Origin of the sequence: Sinorhizobium sp. 22678, from assembly GCF_052044265.1 — a bacterium.
In the GTDB taxonomy this organism is placed as follows: domain Bacteria; phylum Pseudomonadota; class Alphaproteobacteria; order Rhizobiales; family Rhizobiaceae; genus Sinorhizobium; species Sinorhizobium meliloti_A.
On sequence record NZ_JBQEMS010000010.1, the window covers coordinates 40,287 to 57,613 of the forward strand.

General features: G+C 59.0%; 15 protein-coding genes. 4 read left to right on the plus strand and 11 right to left on the minus strand.

Features of this window, described 5'->3' with window-relative positions; translation table 11 throughout:
* Positions 1-294: 294 nt before the first annotated feature.
* From ACTJKL_RS16415 to ACTJKL_RS16425, 3 genes are read right to left on the minus strand one after another with little or no spacing between them, the layout of a single operon-like run.
* Positions 295-3,420, minus strand: a complete 3,126-nt coding sequence (locus ACTJKL_RS16415; RefSeq protein ID WP_440853322.1) for a type I restriction endonuclease subunit R — start codon at positions 3,418-3,420, stop codon at positions 295-297.
* Positions 3,420-5,333: a restriction endonuclease subunit S gene (locus ACTJKL_RS16420; RefSeq protein WP_440853323.1), complete on the minus strand. Its 1,914-nt coding sequence runs from the start codon at positions 5,331-5,333 to the stop codon at positions 3,420-3,422. Before ACTJKL_RS16420 ends, ACTJKL_RS16415 begins: the two co-directional genes overlap by 1 nt.
* Positions 5,330-7,165, minus strand: coding sequence for a type I restriction-modification system subunit M (locus tag ACTJKL_RS16425; RefSeq protein ID WP_440853324.1), 1,836 nt, complete (start codon positions 7,163-7,165; stop codon positions 5,330-5,332). Before ACTJKL_RS16425 ends, ACTJKL_RS16420 begins: the two co-directional genes overlap by 4 nt.
* A gap of 275 nt (positions 7,166-7,440) precedes the next feature.
* On the opposite strand from ACTJKL_RS16425, the gene ACTJKL_RS16430 reads away from it, so the two are divergent.
* On the plus strand, positions 7,441-9,129 hold the full coding sequence (locus tag ACTJKL_RS16430) for a DUF262 domain-containing protein (RefSeq protein WP_440853325.1): 1,689 nt from the start codon (positions 7,441-7,443) through the stop codon (positions 9,127-9,129).
* Between the two features lie 226 nt (positions 9,130-9,355).
* Here the strand turns inward: ACTJKL_RS16430 and ACTJKL_RS16435 are convergent, their stop codons facing one another.
* The 4 genes from ACTJKL_RS16435 to ACTJKL_RS16450 all read right to left on the minus strand — a co-directional run bounded on the left by ACTJKL_RS16435 (position 9,356) and on the right by ACTJKL_RS16450 (position 11,885).
* Positions 9,356-10,093: a BRO-N domain-containing protein gene (locus tag ACTJKL_RS16435; protein WP_440853326.1), complete on the minus strand. Its 738-nt coding sequence runs from the start codon at positions 10,091-10,093 to the stop codon at positions 9,356-9,358.
* A gap of 397 nt (positions 10,094-10,490) precedes the next feature.
* Positions 10,491-10,796 carry a hypothetical protein gene (locus ACTJKL_RS16440; protein WP_018094956.1) on the minus strand — a complete coding sequence of 102 codons (306 nt, stop codon included), beginning with the start codon at positions 10,794-10,796 and terminating at the stop codon, positions 10,491-10,493.
* 258 nt (positions 10,797-11,054) lie between these two features.
* Positions 11,055-11,444, minus strand: a complete 390-nt coding sequence (locus ACTJKL_RS16445; protein WP_440853327.1) for a YciI family protein — start codon at positions 11,442-11,444, stop codon at positions 11,055-11,057.
* 180 nt (positions 11,445-11,624) lie between these two features.
* A complete protein-coding gene (locus ACTJKL_RS16450; protein ID WP_440853328.1) occupies positions 11,625-11,885 on the minus strand; it encodes a hypothetical protein in 261 nt (86 codons plus the stop codon).
* A 207-nt stretch (positions 11,886-12,092) separates the two neighbouring features.
* Between ACTJKL_RS16450 and ACTJKL_RS16455 the strand changes: the two genes are divergently transcribed.
* The gene (locus ACTJKL_RS16455) at positions 12,093-12,332 is read left to right on the plus strand and encodes a hypothetical protein (RefSeq protein WP_324763406.1); all 240 of its coding nucleotides are present in this window, start codon (positions 12,093-12,095) and stop codon (positions 12,330-12,332) included.
* A 44-nt stretch (positions 12,333-12,376) separates the two neighbouring features.
* Here the strand turns inward: ACTJKL_RS16455 and ACTJKL_RS16460 are convergent, their stop codons facing one another.
* The 3 genes from ACTJKL_RS16460 to wrbA all read right to left on the minus strand — a co-directional run bounded on the left by ACTJKL_RS16460 (position 12,377) and on the right by wrbA (position 13,880).
* Positions 12,377-12,595 (minus strand): hypothetical protein, encoded by a 219-nt coding sequence (locus ACTJKL_RS16460; protein ID WP_018094960.1) that lies wholly within the window; start codon positions 12,593-12,595, stop codon positions 12,377-12,379.
* 86 nt (positions 12,596-12,681) lie between these two features.
* Positions 12,682-12,924: a DUF2188 domain-containing protein gene (locus tag ACTJKL_RS16465; RefSeq protein WP_003528075.1), complete on the minus strand. Its 243-nt coding sequence runs from the start codon at positions 12,922-12,924 to the stop codon at positions 12,682-12,684.
* Between the two features lie 356 nt (positions 12,925-13,280).
* Positions 13,281-13,880: an NAD(P)H:quinone oxidoreductase type IV gene (gene wrbA / locus ACTJKL_RS16470; RefSeq protein ID WP_100674230.1), complete on the minus strand. Its 600-nt coding sequence runs from the start codon at positions 13,878-13,880 to the stop codon at positions 13,281-13,283.
* 161 nt (positions 13,881-14,041) lie between these two features.
* On the opposite strand from wrbA, the gene ACTJKL_RS16475 reads away from it, so the two are divergent.
* Both ACTJKL_RS16475 and gpt read left to right on the plus strand, forming a co-directional pair.
* Positions 14,042-14,803, plus strand: coding sequence for a competence/damage-inducible protein A (locus ACTJKL_RS16475; protein ID WP_018094962.1), 762 nt, complete (start codon positions 14,042-14,044; stop codon positions 14,801-14,803).
* Positions 14,804-14,972: 169 nt separating this feature from the next.
* Positions 14,973-15,470, plus strand: a complete 498-nt coding sequence (gene gpt, locus ACTJKL_RS16480) for a xanthine phosphoribosyltransferase (RefSeq protein WP_015007526.1) — start codon at positions 14,973-14,975, stop codon at positions 15,468-15,470.
* Between the two features lie 115 nt (positions 15,471-15,585).
* Here gpt and ACTJKL_RS16485 read toward each other — a convergent pair whose 3' ends face one another.
* Entirely contained in the window at positions 15,586-17,070 is a 1,485-nt protein-coding gene (locus ACTJKL_RS16485) for an NAD(P)H-hydrate dehydratase (RefSeq protein WP_440853329.1), read from the minus strand.
* Positions 17,071-17,327 lie beyond the last annotated feature (257 nt).

Consider the following 17,327-nt stretch of genomic DNA (forward strand, 5'->3'; position numbering starts at 1 on the left):
ATTATCTCCTCACTCCCCCTGACCACAGCCTGGGCCAGAGTGCGATCCAGAGCCCTACCCCCGGTCTTGACTGAAGTCTCTCAGGTGGGGCCTCTGGTGTTCACCGAGGTCAACCTTGAGCGATAGCTCTCAGGTGGAATCCTTAGTTATAACTATAGATGAACCCCCAGCGTACCTACTGTTGTCCCTATTCCACGCTGTGTCTCTGAACCCATCCCGAGAGGACCATTCGATTAGAGACGAGCAGATGGAAAGTCATGTTGGGGCATGACCGGCTCAGGCATTGTCGAGGAACTACACGTCGTGTTCAGCCAAGGACCCTCTGCGCTCCCTGAGGCCCTCCCAAAGCTGTCCTGGTCCAAGAAGGATGTCCTTGATACCTTCGCGGATCTTGGGAGAATCGAGGGCCTGTTTGCTCATTACCGAATGGGCCTCGAAGGCGTCCATGATCGCGTCGAGAATAGCCTTCGAGAGATCCGGGGAACTCGCGAACTGCTCCTTCGTGTTGTGCTCGGCTTGCTGGACGAGCGTTTCCGACTCCAGCAGCTTCCCCTTCAACACGCTGTTCACATAGATGACCTGGTCGTCATCCGTCAGTTCGCCCTGGAACAAGTCATTCACCCTCGCAACGATCTCAGCGAGCAGCGCCTTCTCTTTGTCCTGTACCGAGCCTGAGCCCGGAGCCGTGTAAGGCGTCAGCGGCTCAGAGAAACCCGAGAGAGTGAGTTGCCGCGGCCCCTTCGTCGACAGCCTGTGATGCGTCAGCTTGATCTGAGAAACGTCAACGGTGTCCCGTTCGCGACCGAAGTCGAGCAATGAGATCAGCCGCTTGTAGAAGATCGATCGCTTCTCAATGTCGGTGTTGCCGTAATCGAAGATCTGCGACAGGAAGGCATAAACGCGGACAAACGCGCCCATGTCGCTGCGGAAGAGCAGAAGCGCCTCCATCTCGTCCTGGGCATCCTTCGCCGCCTTGGTATCCTCTTTCGTCAGGGCAACCGTTCGGCGCTCCTGTGCGGCCTTGTAGGCCCTGAGCAGCCGATCCACGACAGGCATGATGGCGGCCACAAGATTGCTCTGCTTCGACTGCGGGTCGAGTTCGGCCTTCACGACACGATCGACCTCGAAGCTGTCATAGTATCCAGCGGCGTCCAGCTTCGCTCTGAGGTCGAACACGAGGTTGGGATCGGTGACCCCGGCAAGTTCAGCCGTCTCATAGTAGGTTTGGAACGCCTTCAGGATGTCGTCGCCGCTGTTGACGAAGTCGAGGACATAGGTCGTGTCCTTGCCCGGGTGTGCCCGATTGAGGCGCGAGAGCGTCTGGACTGCCTGTATCCCCGCTAAGCGACGATCGACGTACATGCCGCACAGGAGCGGCTGATCGAAACCGGTCTGGAATTTGTTGGCGACGAGCAGCACGTGGTATTCCGGCAGCTTGAAGGCCTCGCGGATGTCCCGCCCGTTCAATCCCGGGTTCAGCTCCTTGCTCGACTCCGAGAAGGGCTCCGGTCCGCTTTCCTTGTCGTCGACCTCCCCGGAGAACGCCACGAGGGTGCCGAGGTCGTACTTCTGGTCCCTGATGTACTTCTGCATCGCGATCTGCCACCGCACCGCCTCGACGCGGCTGCCGGTGACCACCATGGCCTTCGCCTTGCCGTCGAGCAGCGGCTGCACATTCGCCCGGTAATGCTCGACGACGATCTGAACCTTTTGGCTGATATTGTAGGGATGCAGCCGCACCCAGCGCATCAGCGCCTTGACAGCCTCCTTGCGCTCCACCTCCTTGTCGTCCATCTCGCCGCCAGCATTGGCCAGCTTGAAGGCGAGATCGTAGGGCGTGTAGTTCTTTAGGACGTCAAGGATGAAGCCCTCTTCGATGGCCTGACGCATCGAATAGACGTGAAAGGGCTGCGGCTTGTTGGTCTCGCTCGCCGGTTCGCTCGGGTTCGGGCGGCGGCCAAAGAGCTCCAGCGTCTTGCCCTTGGGGGTCGCCGTGAAGGCCACATAGGTGATGCCGCTCTCGCTCGCCCGAGCCGCCATCTGGGACGCGAGAATGTCTTCGCTGCTGACCTCGCCTCCGTCCCCGAGTTGCGCCAGTTCCTCGGCTGAGAGAACCTGCTTCAGTTTTGATGCGGTCTCGCCCGTCTGGCTTGAGTGCGCCTCGTCGGCGATCACTGCGAACTTCTTGCCCTGGGTCGCTGCCAGCTCCCGCACAGCCTCCAGCGCGAAAGGGAAGGTCTGGATGGTGCAGACGACGATCTTCTTCCCCCCAGCCAGCGCTTCGGCAAGCTTGCTGCTCTTGGCACCGCCTTCGCTGGTGATCGTCTCAACGACCCCTGTGGTGCGCTCAAAGCTGAAGATCGCTTCCTGAAGTTGGGTGTCGATCACATTACGGTCAGACACAACGATGACAGTGTCGAAGATTTTCTTGTGCTGCTCATCATGCAGATCGGCGAAGAAATGCGCCGACCATGCAATCGAGTTGGTCTTTCCCGATCCCGCCGAATGCTGGATCAGATACTTGCCCCCCGCGCCCTCAGCGAGAACCGCAGCTTGGAGCTTCCGACTTGCATCCAGTTGATGGAAGCGCGGGAAGACCAGACCCGTGATCTTCTTCTTGACGTCCTTCGCGGCAACGATGTAGCGGCCCAGGATCTCCAGCCAGGAATGGCATTCCCAAATCTCCTCCCAGAGATAGGCGGTAGGGTGACCGTTCGGGTTTGGTGGATTGCCCTTGCCGCCCTCATTGCCCTTGTTAAACGGCAGGAAGCGGGTGTCTGCCCCTTCGAGTTTCGTCGCCATCATGACTTCGGCATTGCTGACCGCAAAGTGGACGAGGGCGCCGCTGGGAAAGCCCAGGAGCGGCTCAGGCGATTGTCCCTTGAGGCTCGGATGCCGATCGAACCTGTATTGGTCCACCGCGTCCTGGACGCTTTGGGTGAAGTCCGTCTTCAACTCGATGGTCGAAACAGGAAGCCCGTTGAGGAACAGGACGAGGTCGATGCAATTCTCGTGGCTGTTTGAGTAACGCACCTGCCGCACGACACGCAGCCGGTTGGCGTTGTACCGGGCGAGGATCTCCTCGTTGAGCCCAAAGGCCGGTTTGAACTCGGCCAGCTTCAGGGGTGCCCTGAGGCCGATCAGTTCGACGCCGTGGCGCAGGACATCCACAGTCCCGCGCTCATCGAGTTGCTTGCGGATGCGGTCGAGCAGCATGGTCTCGGCGGCGGAACCGTGGTTCTTCGCCAGCGTCTCCCAAGCCTTGGGCTGCGAAGTCTGGACCCACGCCACGACATCGGCAGGAAATAGCGCCCGGGTGCGGTCGTACTTGACTGCATCACCCTCCGCATACATCCAGCCATGCGCCGCGAGGTGACCGCAGATTTCCGTTTCGAAGCTGATCTCCCGATGTAGAGTCATCAGACGAACAACCTCCCAGTGTTCGTCACGGGGGCATTTCCTTTCGGCTTCAATCCGTTGCGGCGCATCCAAGCCAGCCAGTGTTTGAGGTCCGCCACGGTGAACGTCTCAGCCTTCTTTGGATGCCACTCGTTCAGCACTTCCCTAATGATCTCGTCATCACTCGGAACCGTGCCGGACGCGAGAGCGTCATTCCAGGCTGCATAGAGTGTCGCCACGGCTTCTGCTCCCCGGGTGTCGAGCGCTCCCACCGTCTCGATTATTTCGGAAAGGGCCGAAATTCTGTCCCCAAGAAGTGTCTCCAATTCCGTTTGGAATGCTCCCCTCATTCCGCGAAGTTGATAGTTCACGGCAGTGCCCCGGCCTTCCGGCTGTTCAATGACGACATGGCCGGAAGCTTGCAATGCCGTCTCGACTTCCCGAACCATCTCCCTGTCGAGCGGCCCCGCGGCTTCTCGGACGTAATGGCCACTCAGTTCGTGTATGCCGCCATGAGCTTCTGCGAGATAGAGCAGCTTCTGGAGCTTGACACGACCGAATGTCTTCTGGCCCGACAGTTCTTCGACAATTTTGGCGGCGACCAGTTTCTGGCTCTGGCGAAAGTCAGGAGTGACAACTGTAGACGTTGATTGACCGCGCACATCGATCTTGCCGGTGACGGCGGCTGAGATTAGGGCAGAGCGGCGTTCTCGGAGCAGTTCGATCGCGTCTTCGGCTTCGCCGATGAGGCTATCCACGCGACTGGTTCCATGCTCAAGATATGAGGCGATTTCTGCTTGCTCGTGGAGCGGCGGTAACGCGAGCCAGATCTTGACTAAGCGCGTCAACCCCAAGTCCTTGTTAGTCGCACCTTGTGTGTACAACTGCGATTGCTCATAACCTCCGACGCTATTCAGCGCATGGGCGATGTAGTGCGGGTTGCCTATCGAGCGGTTGACCTTAAGAACCGCCACGTGGACCCAGACCTGGAAGCGGTGATCTAAATCAACAACTCTCGCGATACCAGTTGTTCCCCCCTTCGTGTAAAGAATATCTCCCTTCTCCGGAACTACTCGGCGATCAAACTCTGCGCAGTCCTCTTCGGAAATATATTTTGCGTCTTCCAGCGACCAACCGTCGACCTTAATGTTCCTTGCGGAAAGGAACATCACGCCGTCGTCTGTGTACTGAGGTGAAAAGTGCGGACCATCTGAAACCTGGAGGCAAAGCTTTCCGAGTTGAATTCGCTCCCAGTGCTCCGGGACCTCACCGATCCATTCGATCCCCGTGTCCTTCATCGGAGCATTTAGGTTGAGCCCCTTGGTGACCGCATGGGAGATAACGGCTTGGCGCTTTTCCTTCAGCAGGTCGATCAACCGCTGCTGCTCTTCCACCAGCGCATCGATCTTGCCGGTTTCGCGGTCGAGGTATGCGGCGATAGCGGTTTGCTCTGGCAGCGGAGGTACAGCGAGTGTGATCGCTTTCATGTCGCTATAATTTGTGCTCCAGAGATCGGCGACAATTCCCTTTCCGTACCGATAGAACTCTTCATGGAACGCCGTGCTCCTCAATAGGTAGTGCACGAAGCGCGATCTTATCTCTGGGAGTGGGATCAGGACAGTGTTTATCAGCGAGACCGAGCCATGCTGCTCCGCTATACCGGATGAGCCCTTCCTATCTGAGCGACTGTTGATAACGAAATCACCCGCCATGACCTTCTTGCGGTTGTCGCCATCATCCGTCTTCGCTGCGGTCTCCAACTGTGGAACAACGCCATTTTTTGTAACAGAAAGCGCTGGATACTCTTTGTCGCTGACCTTCTCCCGGCGCTCTTGAAAATAATACCCAAGCCGCCGAAGCCGCCAATGGCTCGGTACTTGGCCTAACCATTCCGTGCCGCTGTCTTGGTAGCTTTCATAGGAGTGAGCACTCATGCCGACAACTCCCCAATCATCTCCAAAATGCGCCCGGTGACCTGCTTCAGGTCGGAGTCGATTTCAGCAAGCGGTCGCGGCGGCTCAAAGACATAGAAGTGTCGGTTGAACGGGATCTCATAGCCTACCTTGGTCTTCTCGTGATCGATCCAAGCATCAGGAGCATGGGGCAGGACCTCCCGTGCGAAATACGCCTCGACCCCTTCGCCGAGCGGCACGTTCTCGGAGTCGCGAAGTGAACTGTCGGCTTGTGGCTTGCCCTTTGCCTTGCCCTTGGTGCCGAGGACGATATGACCCTTCTCATCCCTCAGGGGACGCTCGACGGTGATCGTGCGATAGCCGAAGGTCTCGGTGGGGAGGATGCGCGACAGCGGCGCAAGCTTCACCTTGCCGCCCTGGGGGATAGCTGGGGGCTTCTCACCCTCAACCACGATCTCTCGCGCGATCTCCTTGCCCTTTGCATCCAGTACCGTGGCGATCTGAGCCTCGGAGAACCTGCCGAACAGTCTGGTGACGGTGGCAATGTCGGGGTCTCCCATTTCCTTGCGTTTGGACCCGAGGCTCTTGCGCATCTTCTGCCAAAAGGAGGAGGCATCGATCAGTTGGACCTTGCCCTTGCGGTGGTCCGGCTTGCGGTTCGACAGCACCCAGACATAGGTGGCGATGCCCGTGTTGTAGAACATGTCGATCGGCAGAGCGACAATGGCTTCAAGGAGATTGTTCTCCAGCACATAGCGGCGGATCTCGCTTTCGCCGCTGCCAGCTCCACCGGTAAACAACGGGGAGCCGTTGAGAACGATGGCGAACCGGCTGCCACCATCGACCGCAGGACGCATCTTCGAGATCAGGTGCAGGAGGAAAAGCAGCGACCCATCGGACACTCGGGGAAGACCGGGGCCGAAACGCCCGTTGAAGCCTTTCTGCTCGTGTTCCGCCCGGATCTCCTTCTCAGCCTTCTTCCACTCCACTCCAAACGGCGGATTGGAGAGCATGTAGTCGAACTTCGCACCGGCATGGCCATCGTCAGACAGGGTATTGCCGAAGACGATGTTGCTGACATCCTGTCCCTTGATCAGCATGTCGGCCTTGCAGATCGCGTATGACTCCGGGTTCAGTTCTTGCCCGTGCATAACAAGCCGGGCCTGTTCATTGTGCTCGCTGAGATACTCTTCCGCAATCGACAGCATTCCGCCCGTCCCAGCAGCGGGATCGTAGATCGTGCGGACCACGCCCGGCTTCGACAATATGTCGTCATCCTCTACGAATAGCAGGTTGACCATCAGCCGGATCACCTCGCGGGGCGTGAAGTGCTCCCCGGCGGTCTCGTTGGAGAGTTCGGAGAACTTGCGGATCAATTCCTCAAAGACGAGGCCCATCTGGTGGTTGCTGACCCTGTCGGGGTGAAGGTCGATCCGAGCAAACTTCTCGGTCACCTGATAGAGCAACTTGGCCTTGGCTAGACGATCGATCTGGGCCGCGAACTCGAAGCTCTCGAAGATGTCCCGAACGTCCGCCGAGAAGCCCTGGATGTAGCCATAGAGGTTCGCCGCGATATTGTCCTGATCGCCCATCAGAAGCCGCATGTCGAGTTTCGAGACGTTGTAGAAGGTCTGCCCGGCTTTGCGGAGGACGAAGGGCTCAGGATTGATCCCGGCTGCAGTTTTGGCGGCATGTTCGGCGAGCACCGCTTCCTTGGTAGGCTCCAGGGCGCAGTCGATGCGGCGCAGCACCGTAAACGGCAGGATTACCTTGCCATAGTCGGCTTGCTTGTAATCGCCGCGAAGAAGATCCGCTACGGACCAGATGAATGCCGATAGTGCCTGTTGGTTCATTCCAAATTCCCATATCGCTGCAACCGGCAATAAAGACGGTCCATGATGCTCTCGTCAATCTCTACCCCTGAATGATGGAGCGAGGCTGGTCTTCGGGGGCTGATCAAGCTGGCAAACGGGGCGGCGCCGAGGTGGCTCACGTCGGGCTCCAGCCCAACCTGACGCTGGAATTCTCGGGATGAAGCGCCAAACGAATTCTCCCTATTGTTGTAGAAGAAGTAACCGGTTGCGGATATTACCGGATGAAGGATTCGGCGATTCCATGGAGGGGCTTGATGAAGGTTACGCCAGTTTCAAAAACGCTCAACGAAGTATTGAGGGGAAGCTTCCTTCGCGTCCCTCGTTTTCAACGCCCCTATGACTGGGATCGGGAGAATCTTCTTGAGTTTTGGAATGATCTAAAGGATCGTTCTGATCCCGAATACTTCATGGGATCGCTAGTTGTATTCAGCGACCAAAAAGAAAAAAACCTCCTTTCACTCGTAGATGGGCAACAAAGAATCACGACGATCACGATAATGCTTGCGATAATTCGCAACTACCTTGAGGAATTGGGTGAATCTGGGCCTGCCTCAGCCATTCACGACCTTATAGAGTCGCGTGACCTCGACAATAAAAGCCGCTTTGTTTTGGAGCACGATCCCCCAGACAGGTTTTTTCAGTACGTTGTCCAGTCGAGGTCGCCGGATCAAAAGACGACGCCCGAAGGGACACAGCAGGAAAACCTAGACAGTGCACGACGGTACCTGGAGGGTGTGCTGAGGGCCCACTTGAAGTCAGGCTTGGGGTCCGACAAGGCGAAGGCAATCGCGTACCTTAAGCATCTGCGTGACTGCCTTCTTCAGATGCACTTTATTTCTATCGAGCTCGACAATGAGGATGATGCCTATCTCATTTTTGAGACACTCAATACGCGCGGTAAGGACCTAAGGCCGTCTGACCTACTGAAAAACCATTTCATGCGGTTGCTACCGGCAAAGACAAAAAATCTAGATGTGGCTAAGAACCTTTGGACGGATACAACAGAAAAGCTTCACAGCGTCCAGATGGCCATAGATTTCGACTCGTTTCTTCTTCATTACTGGCTTTCACATCAGACGTCAGTGTCGAAAGCCAATCTTTTCCTCAGCTACAAGGCGGCGATCAACAAGAAGAATGCTAAATCGTGGCTGGAGAGCATAAGGTCTGCAGCGTCTACTTATGTCCGTTGCATGGCTCCGATGGAGGTTAAGTGGACGAAGGAAGAGAGAGCTCTCAGGGATGCACTCCACGCGATCCGTATATTCGGTGTTGCTCAGGCCGCTCCGTTAATGCTCGCGTTAATGACCCAGTACGAGAACAAGATCATTTCACTGAAGACAACGCGCTCTGCATTTGAATTGATCGAGCGGTTCACGTTTCAGTTTAATGCTTTGACTCAGTCGCGCGGCGGTGGCGGCGTCTCAAATATGTACGCAAAGCTCGCCCAGAACACGATGGATTGCGACGACGCACAGGACTTCACCGCAGTCCTGCAGGATATGCGCAGCAAGTTTCGGGAACGGACGCCTGACGAAACTGAGTTCAGTCTGCCATTTATGCGGCTCATCTTCCGCTCCAGCTACACCAGAGAACGCAATTTGGTGCGGTACGTACTCACAAAACTAGCTCGGCACTTCGGTATGCCCGAAGAAGTTGATCAGTCGCTGCTTACAATTGAGCACATCCAGCCGCAATCAAAGGGCGAAGAAACCGGCGATGAGTTCGACGTTGGCGCAATCGGCAATTTGATACTCATCAATGAATCGCTGAATGGGAAAGTGGACGACAAGCCGTTTAAAGAGAAGATGAAACACTTCAAGGCTGCAAATAATGTCTACATGGATGATTACTTGAAGAACGCAACAGACTGGAACTACCAGTCCATAGCGGATCGTGGCCTCGCCTTGGCAAAGATCGGCTACGACAAGATATGGAAAATTTGACGGCAGCCCTACCGGCAGCGAGCCGATGGGGCTCATGTCGCCGCCATTTTAATTCAATACTCATTGTTGGCTCGTTCCGTATCCTGCTCGAATGGGCCACGACGCGCCCTCCGTCGAGCACCGATTAGTCCTCGTGGCGTGATGCGTGACGAGCCGGTGGTGGGCCTTGGTGAGGAGCACGAGGATTTTCGGGCACGGGACGACCTCGGGGCGTCGTCTGCGATGATTAGGTGGGCATGGGTGCCGACGAATTGGGCCATCGCGCGGCCTCCTCGAACACCCGGAGTTCCGCAGCAGCCCGTTCCAAGACCGCGACCGGGTAGACGTTGACCGCCGTGTCGATGGTGCGGTGACCGAGATCGAGCTTCCGGTGCTGCTTGGTGACCGCGATCCCCTCGGCTTTGCAGATCGCCCGGGCCCGAGCCGAGAGACGACTGGTGACCGACTGCGGCCAGTAGCGATGATTGTGCTCGCGGTATTCACCGACCGTCATGTGCGTGAGGTGCTCGTTGATGACCGCTTCCATCTTGGCGTTCTCGGCTGAGAGCCGGTCGACCTTCCGCTTCATGACCTCCATGGCCTTGAAGACCAGCTCGTCCTCGGTCATCGCCCCGGAGACCACATGCTCCTCGCCGTGGATGTAGCCGCCGTCCTTGCGGATTGCCGGGAGCACGACGCGGGTGATCCAGTTCTGGAAGTCCTTGGCCTCCGGTTTGTCGGAGCGCATGACCAGCTTGTAGAGGCCGCTCTCATACAGGACCGCAAGGCCGCGACCTTTGAGGGAGGCTCCGCCACACTCACGGATGACCCGCTTCTCCTCCGCCCCAACCGGGTCGAGCCATTTGCCGTGCTTGGCTATGCCGAGCGTGTTGCGGACGTCAGCCGCCACGAACCACGGTTCGCCGTCGAGCTGGACGGTACGGACGTTGCTGCCTTTGAAGTTGAAGAGAGCGGTGCTCGTCATGGGCTGTTTCCTTGGTTGTCACAGGAGGATTGTCACATGAGCGGGTTTGTCACCGAAATCTCTCCGTCAGTGGAGAGAATGCGCTCAGGGCCCGAAACCGCAGGGTTTCAGGCATAAATTTCAGTGAGTTGAGGGATGATTGCAGGAGCGGAGAGATCGCCTAGGGGATTTTAAGTCCCTTGCGTCTACCAGTTTCGCCACGTCCGCCCGCAGCCTAAATCAAATACTTAGTCGGTTCAGTCAAGGGAATGTTTTGCGAACTGCGTTTTCCGGACAGTCCCAGCGAGATCGCTGAGCAACGCCAGAATTTCACATCATGCGAAAGCGCCGTGCGTCTGAAATGACGCACGGCGCAAAAAACGACACCAATTTCATCGCGAAGCGTAAATGGACTGGCTTACCGACCTCGGCCGGTCTTCGAGCTTTCTTGTGATTGTCCAGCGCCGCGGCCGCCGCGAGCTACGCCCTTGCCATGGGAGCTGCCGGGGTTCCTTGGATCTGCGCCGTTACCCCAGCCGTTGTTGCCTTTAACCTTGCCGCCACCGCCGCCGCCGGACTTGGCGATTGCGTTTGACGTCAGGCTGGTGGAAAGCAACATTGTTACTGCAGGAGGTGTCACAACGGCGAAACGACCGCAATTTTTCAGAAACTCTCGCCGGTCTTCATCGCTCGTTGATAGTGGTTCGTGTGGTACTTCGGGCATGAACGCCTCTCCTTCGGGTTGCATCGATTACACCCGTAGAGATTGCCATCGCAGCCCGGCGTTGAACATATGGGGTACGATATAGAACCAAAGAGAGCGGTTGGGACCTGGCTCAATCCTGAGTTCCGGCTTTCGAACGCATATACGCCGCACCGGCACGGCCCAGACGGCGCGTCGCGTAGGTCGAGGCACGAAGCGTGAGCAGAAGGTCGACGAAAACCGCCCCCTTCCCACGGTTACCAACCATGCCGCGCGAAATCAGGCCGGACTCTCGTCGGGGGCCGAGAGCGCGGCACCGGGCAGATAGAGCGAAATCGGCCGGATCTCGTAGACGGCGGTCGGATTGACGCGGCGCAATTCGCGCGCCGTCTCGACGGCGGCTTCGAGGTTCGGGCAATCGACCACGTAGAGGCCGAGCAACTGCTCCTTGGTTTCGGCAAAGGGACCGTCGATGATCATGCCGGCACCCTCGCCCCGCAGCGTCACGGCGTCCCTGGTCGAGCCAAGCCGTGCGGCCGGCCCCAATCGCTTCTCCCGGACGAGGCGATCATTGACCTGCAGCAGATCGTCCATCAGCTTGGCATCTGCTTCCCTGGTCCAGGATTCGACCACCTCTTCCTCGTGATAGGCCAATATCGCGTAGAACATGGATCCCTCTACAATCTCCCATACGGTGCCCAGGTCAGGCACAACGACATGCATGAAACGCGGTTGCATAGTCACGCGGGATGCGAAGCGATCCCGATGAACCGGACCTCGTGAATCGAGGCGATTAGATCGTTTCCGAAGCGCGCGGGCAAGCCCAGCTGCGTCAGCCGCTCGACGTGCTCAAAGCTCGCCTTTGGTCACCTTTGGAGGAACACGGCCGGTGTGATGGATCGGATTGTCCGATCCTGCGCCTTCGGTCGGTTTCTCTTTCTTTGTGGTCTGGCCATTTCTGGCCGGCGGCTCGTCTGCTTCCTCGGTACCGGACTCTGCGCCCTGGTCCGGGAGCGGCTGTTGCTCCATATCCAATTCTTTCGGTTCCGGTTTCCATGTGGGAGACGGCATCGGCTGGTCGGTCAGATCGTCATGTTTGGGATCGCTCATGGGCTTGCTCCTTTCGGTCTTGCCAGATCAACCCCGGACATTTCTGAAGGTTCCTCATGGCCTGGCCGGTCCGTTCGAGGATCGCGGATGGCGTCTGCCCAAGAAATTTTGCAACCCCTGATTCGCCAGGGGTTCAATCGCGGCATGTCAATGGCAAGATAATGCAGGGCTCAATGGCATCCCTGATGATGACTAGGAGGGTGGGGCGTGCGTTCACTGCAAGCGTTCGGCGGCATCGCCTTGCTTCCCGAAGACCTGGACACGCTGCAGCGCGTGTTCGACATGCTGTGTCGCGAACATCGATGGCCCCGCGAGAGCGCGCAGGCTCGACGGTTCGGGAGAATGCTGATCCGGGAATATCAGGCCGGCACGACGGATGAGGGACTTCTTCTGCGAGCCGGGCAAGCCTTCGTCAGCCAGGCCAACGCACAAAAGAGATTGGCCTGAACAGAAATCCCGGCCGTGCGGCGAGGAGCCGGTCAATGACCGGCTCAATGATAGTAGAAACAGTCGCAGTCGGCTCTCGTGGCGTCCTCTCCCTTCCACACCCTGACCGCCAGCTTTGACGACTCGCCAGTCTCCTCGAGCCGCAATCCCAACAGCGAAATCGCCGCCGCCTTGGGGTTCGGCGCGTCTATTTCGATGACCGATCCGACCTGGTGAACGCCCAGGCGTGCAGTCCAGGTAAAGATCTGAACATTGTAATGCATGGAAATTCTCCATTCAGTCGCCGGCTGTGCCGGTCACATAGCCAAGGACAACTGCCCCGCGTCACTTGCCCTCCAACGCAACATCGTCAGCCATCCTCTACGGTCGCTTCCGGTCGATCGCCGCCGTCGGCATGCTCGAAATGCCAGTTTCCCTTCTCATCCTGGAAGCTGATCTCCTCGTCGTCGCCACCGACCTGCTGTTCGGCTGCTGCAGCTTTGGCGGCCGCTAGCGCCATCTCGCGACTGGGAAAGGGCTCTGAATATGCATCGGCTGCCTTGTAGGCCCAGCCTCCATCGTGTGGAACGATGAAATATGTGATCTGCACCATCCGTCACTCCCATGGATGTTCAAGGACAGTCCCTGCCCTCGACGGGCCGCGCCGCGCGGGCCCCTTATGCTCCTCCTTGTTGCCGCATGCTTCCCTGAATCGGAGCCGGTTTGAGAAGCGCCGCAGCCATTCAAGTGCTGTAGCGACCGTGGCTACCTAAAAAGCGCACGTCGCCGTCGGGCATTTCTGATGCCGAATGCTGCGATGTTAACACAAAATTGCCCCATTGGGCCACATTTGCGAATGCTTCTCGGCCGATGTTCGGCGACCCCGCCGATGGGCGAGTTGTGATGCGAATCGCCCGCTAAAAAAAGCGCGCGGCTCGATCGGGAGCCGCGCACGAACGTTGAAGATCGTCAGTCTGCAAGCTTCGCTGCAATCCGCGCGACATGCGCACCCTGAAAGCGAGCCGCTTCGAGTTCGACCGCGGACGGCTGCCGCGAACCGTCGCCGCCGGTAATGGTCGAGGCGCCATAGGGCGATCCGCCCTTGACTTCCTCAATGCCCATCTGACCCTGGAAGGCATAGGGAAGTCCGACGACCACCATGCCGTGATGCATCATCGTGGGGATGAGGCCGAGAATCGTCGATTCCTGGCCGCCGTGCTGGGTCGCCGACGAGGTGAACGCGGAGCCTACCTTCCCGACGAGCTTGCCTTTTGCCCACAGGCCGCCGGTCTGGTCGATAAAGTTGCGCAATTGCGAAGCGACAGTCCCGTAGCGGGTGCCCGCGCCGAAGATGATCGCATCGTAATCCGCCAGTTCCTCGACGGTCGCGACCGGTGCCGGCTGGTCGAGCTTGAAATGCGAAGCCTTCGCCACGTCCTCCGGCACGAGTTCCGGAACACGCTTGACGACCACTTCGGCGCCGGCCGATCTTGCACCTTCCGCGACCGCATAGGCCATCGTCTCGATATGCCCATAGGCCGAATAGTAAAGAACCAGTACTCTAGCCAAAACGATACTCCTTGTTGTCCGGCAATTCCGCTTGATCGCCGCGGCCGGCAGGATTTATCAAAACACATACCACTGCCAGTGCAGGGATGGTCGACAGACTGTTCAGCTTTTTTCAACACCGACGAGATCGCGTTCGCGATCCGAATACGCCCGGAGCGCCAATGACCAGCCCCACGATCGTCACCGCCGCCATGCTCGCCATTGGCGACGAGCTTCTCTCCGGCCGGACCAAGGACAAGAACATCGGCCACCTTGCCGATATGCTGACGATGGTCGGAATCGATCTGCGCGAGGTGCGCATCGTCGCCGACGACCAGGACGCGATTGTGGAGGCGGTCAATGCGTTGCGCAGCCGCTACCGCCACGTGTTTACTTCCGGCGGCATCGGTCCGACCCATGACGACATCACTGCCGATGCGATTTCGAAGGCCTTCGGGGTCGAGTGCATTCACGAGCCGAAGGCAATGGAGCTGCTTGGCGCGATGTACGAGCGCCGCGGCATGGAGTTCACCGAGGCGCGCAAGCGGATGGCCCGCATGCCTGATGGCGCGACCCATATTCCCAATCCGGTATCGACCGCGCCCGGCTTCGCCATCGAGAACGTCTATGTCATGGCCGGCGTGCCCCAGGTGTTCCAGGCGATGCTTGACGCGCTGTTGCCGAGCCTCGAGGCCGGCACGCCCGTTCTGTCCCGTACGGTTCGCTCCCCCTATGGCGAGGGCGACATCGGAGCGCCGCTGACCGAGGTGCAGAAGAACCATCCCGAAACGAGCATCGGCTCCTATCCGAAATTCGACGGCAAGAGCTTCTCGACGGATATCGTGATCCGGGCCCGCGATGCCGCGGTCCTTGGCGCCGCCGAAGCCGGGGTGATCGCGATGATCGAGGCGATAGGCAGCTCGCGCGAGAAAAACCAGCCCTGAACTCCTCGGCCGCGAAATCATCGCAGATCGCGGTGCTCGCGGCCGCACTGGCTCTTGCACTTTCGGCTTCATTGCCGCTATTGCATCAGGCATGAACAAGTGTCGGCGGCGTGGCCGTCGAACTGCAGCAACGCTTATCGCCGACAGTGCAAGAGAGCCGGAGTCCGCCATGTCTCTTCCCGAGAAAGCCTTTCCTGTATCCTGGGATCAGTTCCACCGTGACGCCCGCGCCCTGGCCTGGCGGTTGGCCGACAACGGACAGGAATGGCGCGCGATGGTCTGCATCACGCGCGGCGGCCTTGTTCCGGCGGCTATCGTCAGCCGGGAACTCAACATCCGGATGATCGAAACGGTCTGTATCGCCTCCTATCACGACTACGACACGCAGGGTCAGATGAAGGTGCTCAAGAGCATCTCACCTGAGATCGCGAAGGATGGGGGCGAAGGCGTTCTCATCGTCGACGATCTGACCGATACCGGCAAGACTGCCGCCGAGGTTCGTGCGATGCTGCCGAAGGCGCATTTCGCCGCGGTCTACGCAAAGCCGAAAGGTCGCCCCCTCGTCGATACTTTCGTGACCGAGGTCAGCCAGGATACCTGGATCTACTTCCCCTGGGACCTCGGTTTCACCTACCAGGAACCGATCGCCAAGGGCACCCGCGGCTAGCGCAGATCGTTTCACCGTTCATTAGCGTAGTGAAACACTTTAGCACTTTGAAAGTGGGCGATTCCCGACGGAAACGTTACACGCTTTCCTGGAAGTGTGCAGAACGCTCGGCGTTCTAAGCATTCTCTCCAAGCGGCGCTATGCACTCGACAAGGCTTTCGGCCGTTGCCGCGCGGCCGGCCACGATGCCTGCCTGGCCATGGCGCCAGACTGCGGCCGCTGCCGCCTCGAAGGCAGGCATTCCCTGTGCCAGATGGGCGCCAATGATCCCCGCAAGCACGTCGCCCGAACCTGCTGTCGCGAGCCAGGGCGGCGCGTTGACATTGACAGCGGCCCGGCCGGACGGCGCGGCAACGACCGTATCCGCACCCTTATAGACGATCACGGCATGGCTGAGCCTTGCTGCGGCCTGCGCCTTCTCGATCTTGGACAGCGCCGCATCTTCGGCGATATCCGGGAAGAGCCGGGCGAACTCCCCTTCGTGCGGCGTCATCACCACCTGGCCGCCCTCTGCCGCGATCCTGTCGAAAAGTTGCTCCCTGCCCTCTCGAAACGAACTTATCCCGTCGGCATCGAGCACCAGCGCGCGGCCGCAGAGCATGAGCACGAAATCCCGCGCCTTTTTACCGATCCCGAAGCCGGGTCCGAGAACGAAGGCATTCAGGCGTCTGTCCTTGAGCCAGGCGGCAAGGCCGGCAGTGTTGCTGATTTCCTTGAGCATGATGGCGGTGAGGTGCGACGCGTTGACGGCAAGCGCTTCCGTCGGCGAGGCAAGCGTCACCAGCCCCGCACCGGCGCGCAGGCCCGCGGCGGCCGATAGCCGCGCGGCCCCGGTCGAAACCGGTCCGCCGCAAAGCACGGCGAGATGGCCGCGCTTGTATTTGTGGGTCGCGGGATCCAGCGCGCCGAGGTGTCGCTCCCATAGCGCGGGCGTGTTGACGGTGAGATCGCCGGCTCTGTCCGCAACGAGCCTTGCAGGAATGCCGATATCGAAGATTTCAAGCGTGCCGCAGCGGGCGCGGCCCGGCATCAGCAGATGGCCGGGCTTGGCCGCCATGAACGTCACCGTGTGAGCCGCAACGAAGCTCAAGCCCCGGATTTCGCCCGTACGCCCGTCAATGCCGGATGGCAGGTCCACGGCGAGGACCGGTACTCCGCTCGCATTCACTTGCTCGATGATCGTTCCCGCCTCCTCCGGCACGTCGCGCGCAAGCCCCGCCCCGAAAAGTGCGTCGATGACGACGTCACCCGATTGCGGTTCGTAGGCGTCGAGGGGGCCGGGCACCAGCGCACAGGCATCGCGCGCCCGCGCGGCGTCGCCCTTCAGAATCGCCGCGTCCCCGAGCGCGAATACGGCGACGCTTGCGCCGGTTTCGGCGAGCGCCGCTGCGGCGACATAGCCATCGCCGCCGTTATTGCCGGGGCCGCAAAGCACGACAAAGCGCAATGCTTCGGGGTAAAGCCGCAAGGCGGCGGCCGATACGGCCGTTCCCGCCGAACGCATGAGCGAGAAGCTGTCGATCCCCGAGCGCGCGGCATCCTTGTCGACCTCTGTCATTTCCGCCGGGGTCACGAGGATATTCGAAAGCGCGTGAAGCATGGAAACGATCTAAGCCCGACCGAAAGCGCAAGACAAGAGCAGCGTTGACGGAAAGTGACGTGACTAAAAAATATGCAATTGCACACTATAAGTGCTCAAATAACATGCTTCGACCACGAAACGCAGCGATCATCCGTCGCGCACCGGTGTCGAACACTCAAAACCTCATAAAAAATAGGCAGAATGCCGTTGCAGAAGCCACTGCCCCATCGGCACCCATCGCGTTACCACTGGAAATTTCGCAATCTGCGCGTCAT

Excerpts from the sequence above, each read along its gene's own strand:
- gpt (WP_015007526.1), top strand. The coding sequence starts at position 14,973 with ATGTCTCTTCCCGAGAAAGCCTTTCCTGTATCCTGGGATCAGTTCCAC.
- ACTJKL_RS16425 (WP_440853324.1), bottom strand. The coding sequence starts at position 7,165 with ATGAACCAACAGGCACTATCGGCATTCATCTGGTCCGTAGCGGATCTT.
- ACTJKL_RS16440 (WP_018094956.1), bottom strand. The coding sequence starts at position 10,796 with ATGCCCGAAGTACCACACGAACCACTATCAACGAGCGATGAAGACCGG.
- ACTJKL_RS16415 (WP_440853322.1), bottom strand. The coding sequence starts at position 3,420 with ATGACTCTACATCGGGAGATCAGCTTCGAAACGGAAATCTGCGGTCAC.
- ACTJKL_RS16460 (WP_018094960.1), bottom strand. The coding sequence starts at position 12,595 with ATGCATTACAATGTTCAGATCTTTACCTGGACTGCACGCCTGGGCGTT.
- ACTJKL_RS16465 (WP_003528075.1), bottom strand. The coding sequence starts at position 12,924 with ATGGTGCAGATCACATATTTCATCGTTCCACACGATGGAGGCTGGGCC.
- ACTJKL_RS16475 (WP_018094962.1), top strand. The coding sequence starts at position 14,042 with ATGACCAGCCCCACGATCGTCACCGCCGCCATGCTCGCCATTGGCGAC.
- ACTJKL_RS16420 (WP_440853323.1), bottom strand. The coding sequence starts at position 5,333 with ATGAGTGCTCACTCCTATGAAAGCTACCAAGACAGCGGCACGGAATGG.
- ACTJKL_RS16445 (WP_440853327.1), bottom strand. The coding sequence starts at position 11,444 with ATGTTCTACGCGATATTGGCCTATCACGAGGAAGAGGTGGTCGAATCC.
- ACTJKL_RS16450 (WP_440853328.1), bottom strand. The coding sequence starts at position 11,885 with ATGAGCGATCCCAAACATGACGATCTGACCGACCAGCCGATGCCGTCT.
- ACTJKL_RS16485 (WP_440853329.1), bottom strand. The coding sequence starts at position 17,070 with ATGCTTCACGCGCTTTCGAATATCCTCGTGACCCCGGCGGAAATGACA.
- ACTJKL_RS16430 (WP_440853325.1), top strand. The coding sequence starts at position 7,441 with ATGAAGGTTACGCCAGTTTCAAAAACGCTCAACGAAGTATTGAGGGGA.
- ACTJKL_RS16435 (WP_440853326.1), bottom strand. The coding sequence starts at position 10,093 with ATGACGAGCACCGCTCTCTTCAACTTCAAAGGCAGCAACGTCCGTACC.